This window comes from Streptomyces sp. NPDC051020 (assembly GCF_040683105.1).
In the GTDB taxonomy this organism is placed as follows: domain Bacteria; phylum Actinomycetota; class Actinomycetes; order Streptomycetales; family Streptomycetaceae; genus Streptomyces.
This window is the reverse complement of the sequence record NZ_JBFBCG010000033.1, coordinates 80,964-87,526: the sequence shown is the minus strand read 5'-3', so window position 1 is coordinate 87,526 and position 6,563 is coordinate 80,964. Positions and strand designations below refer to the sequence as shown.

The window sequence follows — 6,563 nt, the reverse complement described above, 5'->3', positions numbered from 1 at the left end:
CTCTTTCGTGTCCGATTCCCGGCCGAAGCGGGCCCTCTGCGAAGCAGAAGATTTGTTACTGCGCTTTCCAGTTCTTCGCTTTCGCGTTTCCCTTTTCGGCGGTTCCAACCTTACCAGACTCTTTTTCGTTTCCGTTTCCGGTCCGAATTTGATTCCGGCGGCCTTTGGAGTGGCCTTTGCCTTTCGGCGTGTCCACTACTTTAGTCGATTTCCTGGTCAGCTCATAATCGAGCCAATGGGATCGAATTACGGCATGCCGAATTCGCACCCGCCAGGATGAGTCGAAAGTAGTGGTTGGTCGCTTCCGGATGCTCAGCCTCGGTCCGATGGACCGTGCCGACAGCAGTACCCGTTCAAGCGGCTCGGACTACGTTAGGTGTCCAACAGGGGTGAGTCAAGTTGCGCGGCGGCGTGGTGTGTGGGGTCGGTACAGGCTCACCGTGGGGTCTCCGTCGATCCAGAAGCGCCAATGGTGTGTGGCTCCGTCACCGCCCACGCCGGTGCGGGGTCCGTTGCGTACCTGGTCGCGTGGTGGTGGGGTGCCGTGCAGTACGGACAAAGGGGCACCCGGGTGGGCGATGGCGTCGGTGCCGTTCAGGCCTCTGTCGATGTCGAGGGCGGTAGCCAGACGGGCGGGGCCTTTGGCCAGTTCCCGGTCATTGCGGGCCGAGATTCGACGCTTACGGCTGAGCTCGGCACCCACCAGGACCTCGCCCGCCCGGAGCAGTACACCGCTCGCCACGCCTTCGGGGCCGCACACCAGGTTGAGGCAGTGCCACATGCCGTAGGTGAAGTAGACGTAGGCGTGGCCGGGTGGTCCGAACATCACGCTGTTGCGCGCGGTGCGGCCGCGGAAGGCGTGCGAGCCGGGGTCGATCTCGCCGGCGTACGCCTCCACCTCGGTGAGGCGGAGTTCGATGGGGCCGTCGGCCGTGATGCGTACCAGGGTCCGGCCCAGCAGGTCGGGTGCCACCTCCAGCACGGGGCGGTCGAAGAAGTCCCGCGTCAGCGGCGTACGGTCCAGACCCTCGATCATGGCGATCGAGGTTACCGGGAACCGACTACGGTCGTGGCGCGTATGTAGGGGTCAGACCAAGGAGGAGTAAATATGGGCTTCAAGCGGCTGCTCGCGAGCATGGGTGCCGGTGGTGCTTCGGTGGAGACGGAGCTGACCGAGCTCAACGTCGTGCCGGGCGGGGTCGTCCAGGGCGAGGTGCGGATCCAGGGCGGTTCCGTGTCACAGCAGATCGAGGGACTCTCGGTCGGTCTGCAGGCGCGCGTCGAGGTCGAGGGCAACGACCAGGAGATGAAGCAGGACATCGAGTTCACCAAGCTGCAGCTCGGTGGGGCGTTCGAGGTGCAGGCCGGTGCCGTGCACGTCGTTCCGTTCGGGCTCGAGATCCCCTGGGAGACGCCCATCACGATGTTCGCCGGTCAGCACCTGCACGGCATGAACATCGGTGTGACCACCGAACTGGCGATCGCGCGGGCGCTGGACTCCGGCGACCTCGACCCGATCAACGTCCACCCGCTGCCGGCGCAGCAGGCGATCCTGGACGCGTTCGGACAGCTCGGCTTCGGGTTCCGCAGCGCGGACATGGAGCGTGGTCACATCCGCGGCACGCGCCAGCGACTGCCCTTCTACCAGGAGATCGAGTTCTTCGCGCCGCAGCAGTACCGCGGGCTGAACCAGGTCGAGCTGACGTTCATCGCCGACGACCGCGAGATGGATGTCGTGCTGGAGATGGACAAGAAGGCGGGGCTCTTCAGTGAGGGCAGCGACTCCTACCGGGCATTCAAGGTCGATCTGAACGACTTCCGGGGTACCGACTGGGCGGCATACCTCAATCAGTGGCTCGCCCAGGTCGGCGGTCGGCGCAACTGGCTCTAGGGTCGGTGGCGAGACTCCAGAGCCGATCAGGAGAGGTGCTGACGTGACCGAGCCGAAGAGGCCGCCGCTGCCGCATGACTTCCATCCCGAGGTGCCTTCGTTCACGGTGGTGAGCGAGGATCTCGCTCCCGGGGCCGTGTTGGCGGCCGCCCAGGTGTTCGCGGCCGGGAACACTTCGCCGCAGCTGCGGTGGGAAGGGTTCCCCGCGGAGACCAAGAGTTTCGCCGTGACCTGCTTCGATCCGGATGCTCCGACGGGCAGCGGGTTCTGGCACTGGGTCGTGTTCGACATCCCGGCATCGGTCACGGAGCTGCCGGCCGGTGCGGGCAGCGGGAAGTTCGAGGGGTTGCCCGCCGGTGCCGTTCAGGTCCGTAACGACTACGGGTCGAAGGAGTTCGGCGGCGCCGCGCCGCCGGCCGGGGAGAACCACCGTTACGTCTTCACCGTGTATGCGGTGGACAGCGAGAAGCTGGGGCCTGGCAGTGATGTGTCGCCCGCTGTGGTCGGGTTCAATCTGCGGTTCCACACACTGGGTCGTGCTCAGCTGATCGGTGAGTACACCGGTCCCGCGTAGTACCCGGTGAGCTGAGAGTTCTCCTGCTGTTTGCCCTGCCCTGGTCCTGGAGAGATCAGGGCAGGGCATTTTTTTATTGCGTTGTCCATCCCGGCCCGCCCAGACAGAGTTGGTCCGGGCCTGCCAGGGGGCGGGCGGCACACGGGAGGTGGGCGAGATGCGGGACACGCTGGTTCTCAACGCGAGCTTCGAGCCGCTGTCGACGGTGACACTGAACCGTGCGGTGGTGCTGATTCTGCAGGACAAGGCTGTTGTCGAGCAGTCGCATCCCGATCTCCGCATGCGTGGTGCCGCCGTGGACATTCCGGTACCCCGGGTGATCAGGCTCTGCCGGTACGTACGGGTGCCGTTCCGAAGACAGGCACCGTGGTCCAGAAGGGGTGTGCTGATACGGGACCAGCACCGGTGCGCGTACTGCGGGCGAAGGGCGACGACCGTCGACCATGTGGTGCCGCGCGCCCAGGGCGGCCAGGACACCTGGCTCAATACGGTGGCGTCCTGTGCCGAGGACAATCACCGCAAGGCGGCCCGGACGCCGGAGCAGGCGGGAATGCCGCTGCTGCGGCAGCCCTTCGTGCCGTCGCCCGCGGAGGCGATGCTGCTGGCGATGGGGGCCGGTGAGCGGTCGGCGCTGCCGGAGTGGCTGGACCGGACCGCCGCATAGTCGGCGTAGGCCGCCTACGTGGATGTCGTATCGGAAGCCCGTCTCCGTGCGGAGGCGGGCTTCCGGGTTCAGCGGAGCACCAACTGGACGATGGCGGCCGTGCCGACCGCCACGATGAGGCCGCGCAGCACGGTGGCGCTGAGACGGCGCCCGGCCTTCGCGCCGATCTGGCCGCCGAGTGCGGAGCCGACCGCGATCAGTGCGACGGCCGTCCAGTCGAAGTCCGCGACGAAGAGGAAGAAGAGCGCGGCAACGCTGTTGACGACCGCTGCCAGCACGTTCTTGACGGCGTTGAGGCGCTGCATCGTGTCGTCGAGCAGCATGCCCATCAGGGAGAGGTAGATGATCCCCTGGGCGGCGGTGAAGTAGCCGCCGTAGACGCTGGCGAGCATCAGTCCGACGACGAGGAGCGGGCCGCCGTCGGAGCGGGCAGTGGTGCCGTTGAGCTCGCGGCGGCGCTGGACGGCTTTGCTGATGCGAGGTTGCAGAATGACCAGGGTGAGGGCCAGGGCGACCAGGATGGGCACGATGGTCTCGAACGCCGTGGAGGGCAGGGTCAGCAGCAGGGTGGCGCCGGTGAGGCCGCCGATGAGCGCGCCGATGCTCAGCCTGAGGACGCGGCGGCCCTGTCCCGCGAGTTCCTTGCGGTAGCCGATGGCGCCGCTGATGGAGCCGGGGATCAGGCCGAGGGCGTTGGAGACGGTGGCGGTGACCGGGGGCAGGCCGGTGGCGAGCAGGACCGGGAAGGTGATCAGCGTTCCGGAACCGACGACCGTGTTGATCGCGCCCGCGCTGATGCCCGCGCCGAAGACCGCGAGCATTTCCCAGATGGACATTCCGATTCCCCCGTGCATGATCAGTGCTTGGTGCACTGATCATGCACGATGGTATGTACGCGTCAGTCGACCGGGGGTTCCTCGCGGCGCTCCTTGCCGGTGTTGAAGCCGGGGACGCCGGTGCCGAGGTTTCCGAAGGCACCGCTGAGGCCCTTGAGAGCGTCACCGATCTCGCTCGGCACGATCCAGAGCTTGTTGGCGTCGCCCTCGGCGATCTTCGGGAGCATCTGGAGGTACTGGTACGAGAGGAGCTTCTGGTCCGGGTCGCCGGCATGGATGGACTCGAAGACCGTACGGATGGCCTGAGCCTCACCCTCAGCGCGCAGGGCCGCAGCCTTGGCCTCACCCTCGGCGCGCAGGATCGCGGACTGCTTCTCGCCCTCCGCGGTGAGGATCGCGGACTGCCGGGTTCCCTCGGCCTGGAGGATCGCGGCACGCTTGTCACGGTCGGCGCGCATCTGCTTCTCCATCGAGTCCTGGATGGAGGTCGGCGGCTCGATCGCCTTGAGCTCGACGCGGTTGACGCGGATACCCCACTTGCCGGTGGCTTCGTCGAGGACGCCGCGGAGGGCGGCGTTGATCTCCTCGCGGGAGGTCAGGGTCCGCTCCAGGTCCATGCCGCCGATGATGTTGCGGAGGGTGGTGACGGTGAGCTGCTCGATCGCCTGGATGTAGCTGGCGACTTCGTACGTCGCGGCCCGCGCGTCCGTCACCTGGTAGTAGATGACGGTGTCGATATTGACGACCAGGTTGTCCTGGGTGATCACCGGCTGGGGCGGGAACGGGACGACCTGTTCGCGGAGGTCGATCCGGTTGCGGATGGTGTCGATGAACGGAACGACGATGTTCAGGCCTGCGTTGAGCGTGCGGGTGTAGCGGCCGAAGCGCTCCACGATGGCGGCGCTGGCCTGCGGGATGACCTGGATCGTCTTGATCAGGGCGATGAAGACGAGCACCACCAGAATGATCAGGACGATGATGATCGGTTGCATCGTGTTCCTCGTGCCCTTCGGTTGCCAACAGATCGCGATGATCGGGGTCGGATCTCATGAGGTCCGGATCTCATGATGATCGACATCGAGTCTGGCAGACCGCGGTCCGCCGTGTGAGCGGTTCGGTCACATGACGACGGCCGTGGCACCGTCGATGTCCACGACATCCACCTGTCGGCCGGGTTCGAAACTCTGGTCTCCGTCGTAGGCGCGGGCCGACCAGATCTCTCCGGCCAGCTTGATCCGGCCACCGCTGCCGTCGACCCGTTCCAGAACGACAGCCTGACGGCCTTTCAGCGCATCGATGCCGGTGGCGAGTTGGGGTCGGTCGGCGCGGTGCCTGGCGGCGATCGGGCGGACCACCGCGATGAGCGCGACGGAGACGACCACGAAGACCAGGACCTGGGCCACGATGCCGCCGCCGAGTGCCGCGACGACTGCCGCGGCGACCGCTCCGACGGCGAACATCCCGAACTCGGGCATCGCGGTCAGGACGAGCGGAATGCCCAGCCCGACCGCGCCGATCAGCCACCACACCCACGCATCGATGTCCACCCGGTCATGGTAGGACCGCGAGTCCCTCGCCGACAGGGCTTCGATCAGGACATTCGGGGCACAGTGCGTTCAGGACAGCGGGAGGCCGTGTGCGGTGTACCGGTCGCCGGTGTGCTCCACGATGAGCGGCAGACCGAAGCAGAGGGAGAGGTTGCGGGAGCTGAGCTCGGTCTCCATGGGGCCCGCGGCGAGAACCTTGCCCTGGCGGATCATGAGGACGTGGGTGAAGCCCGGGGCGATCTCCTCGACGTGGTGCGTCACCATGATCATGGAGGGGGCGAACGGGTCGCGGGCGAGCCGGCCGAGGCGGCGGACCAGGTCCTCGCGGCCGCCGAGGTCGAGACCGGCGGCGGGCTCGTCGAGGAGCAGCAGCTCGGGGTCGGTCATCATGGCGCGGGCGATCAGGGTGCGCTTGCGCTCGCCCTCGGAGAGGGTGCCGAACCTGCGGTCGAGGAACTCGGTCATGCCGAGCCGGTCGAGGAAGGCGCGGGCCCGGTCCTCGTCGACGGCGTCGTAGTTCTCGTGCCACGTGGCGGTCATGCCGTACGCGGCGGTGAGCACCGTCTGCAGGACGGTCTGGCGCTTGGGCAGCTTCTCCGCCATGGCGACGCCCGCGATACCGATCCGCGGGCGCAGGTCGAAGACGTCGGTGCCGACGCCGCCGAGTTGTTCGCCGAGGATCGTGGCGCTGCCCTTGGTCGGGAAGAGATAGCTGGACGCGATGTTAAGGAGGGTGGTCTTGCCGGCGCCGTTCGGGCCGAGGATGACCCAGCGCTCCCCCTCCTTGACCGACCAGGAGACGTCGTCCACCAGAGCGCGTCCGTCGCGGACCACGGATACGTCCACCAGCTCCAGTACATCGCTCATGAGCGCGTTGTCTCCCCATGCAGTCTCGAGATCGTCGCGTGCCTGTGGGCACAGCTCCCAGGGAAAACCTACGCCACCCCGGGAGCGCTCCGGCTCCTAGGGCGTGGTTCGAAAGCCCCACCTGCCAGGCGGCGTCTGGCCCGCACACTCACCGCGTCGCCGGGTTCGCCCCGATACGCCCAGT

At 67.0% G+C, this 6,563-nt stretch carries 9 protein-coding genes; 4 read left to right on the top strand and 5 right to left on the bottom strand.

Features of this window, described 5'->3' with window-relative positions:
* Positions 1-280: hypothetical protein (locus AB0N06_RS19775; protein ID WP_366135973.1), on the top strand; the 280-nt coding region annotated here is incomplete at its 5' end.
* Between the two features lie 114 nt (positions 281-394).
* On the opposite strand, the gene AB0N06_RS19770 is transcribed toward AB0N06_RS19775, so the two are convergent.
* A complete protein-coding gene (locus AB0N06_RS19770; protein ID WP_366135972.1) occupies positions 395-1,036 on the bottom strand; it encodes a DNA-3-methyladenine glycosylase in 642 nt (213 codons plus the stop codon).
* 72 nt (positions 1,037-1,108) lie between these two features.
* Here AB0N06_RS19770 and AB0N06_RS19765 point away from each other — a divergent pair, with 72 nt between their 5' ends.
* The 3 genes from AB0N06_RS19765 to AB0N06_RS19755 all read left to right on the top strand — a co-directional run bounded on the left by AB0N06_RS19765 (position 1,109) and on the right by AB0N06_RS19755 (position 3,129).
* Positions 1,109-1,891 (top strand): sporulation protein, encoded by a 783-nt coding sequence (locus tag AB0N06_RS19765; RefSeq protein ID WP_366135971.1) that lies wholly within the window; start codon positions 1,109-1,111, stop codon positions 1,889-1,891.
* Between the two features lie 43 nt (positions 1,892-1,934).
* Positions 1,935-2,465, top strand: a complete 531-nt coding sequence (locus AB0N06_RS19760) for a YbhB/YbcL family Raf kinase inhibitor-like protein (RefSeq protein ID WP_358862195.1) — start codon at positions 1,935-1,937, stop codon at positions 2,463-2,465.
* Between the two features lie 157 nt (positions 2,466-2,622).
* On the top strand, positions 2,623-3,129 hold the full coding sequence (locus tag AB0N06_RS19755; RefSeq protein WP_327247129.1) for an HNH endonuclease: 507 nt from the start codon (positions 2,623-2,625) through the stop codon (positions 3,127-3,129).
* A 68-nt stretch (positions 3,130-3,197) separates the two neighbouring features.
* Here AB0N06_RS19755 and AB0N06_RS19750 read toward each other — a convergent pair whose 3' ends face one another.
* The 4 genes from AB0N06_RS19750 to AB0N06_RS19735 all read right to left on the bottom strand — a co-directional run bounded on the left by AB0N06_RS19750 (position 3,198) and on the right by AB0N06_RS19735 (position 6,379).
* Positions 3,198-3,965, bottom strand: a complete 768-nt coding sequence (locus AB0N06_RS19750) for a sulfite exporter TauE/SafE family protein (protein WP_366135970.1) — start codon at positions 3,963-3,965, stop codon at positions 3,198-3,200.
* Positions 3,966-4,027: 62 nt separating this feature from the next.
* The gene (locus tag AB0N06_RS19745; RefSeq protein ID WP_030920228.1) at positions 4,028-4,957 is read right to left on the bottom strand and encodes an SPFH domain-containing protein; all 930 of its coding nucleotides are present in this window, start codon (positions 4,955-4,957) and stop codon (positions 4,028-4,030) included.
* Positions 4,958-5,083: 126 nt separating this feature from the next.
* Positions 5,084-5,512 carry an NfeD family protein gene (locus AB0N06_RS19740; RefSeq protein ID WP_266987230.1) on the bottom strand — a complete coding sequence of 143 codons (429 nt, stop codon included), beginning with the start codon at positions 5,510-5,512 and terminating at the stop codon, positions 5,084-5,086.
* Between the two features lie 69 nt (positions 5,513-5,581).
* Positions 5,582-6,379, bottom strand: a complete 798-nt coding sequence (locus tag AB0N06_RS19735; protein ID WP_366135969.1) for an ABC transporter ATP-binding protein — start codon at positions 6,377-6,379, stop codon at positions 5,582-5,584.
* Positions 6,380-6,563: the final 184 nt, after the last annotated feature.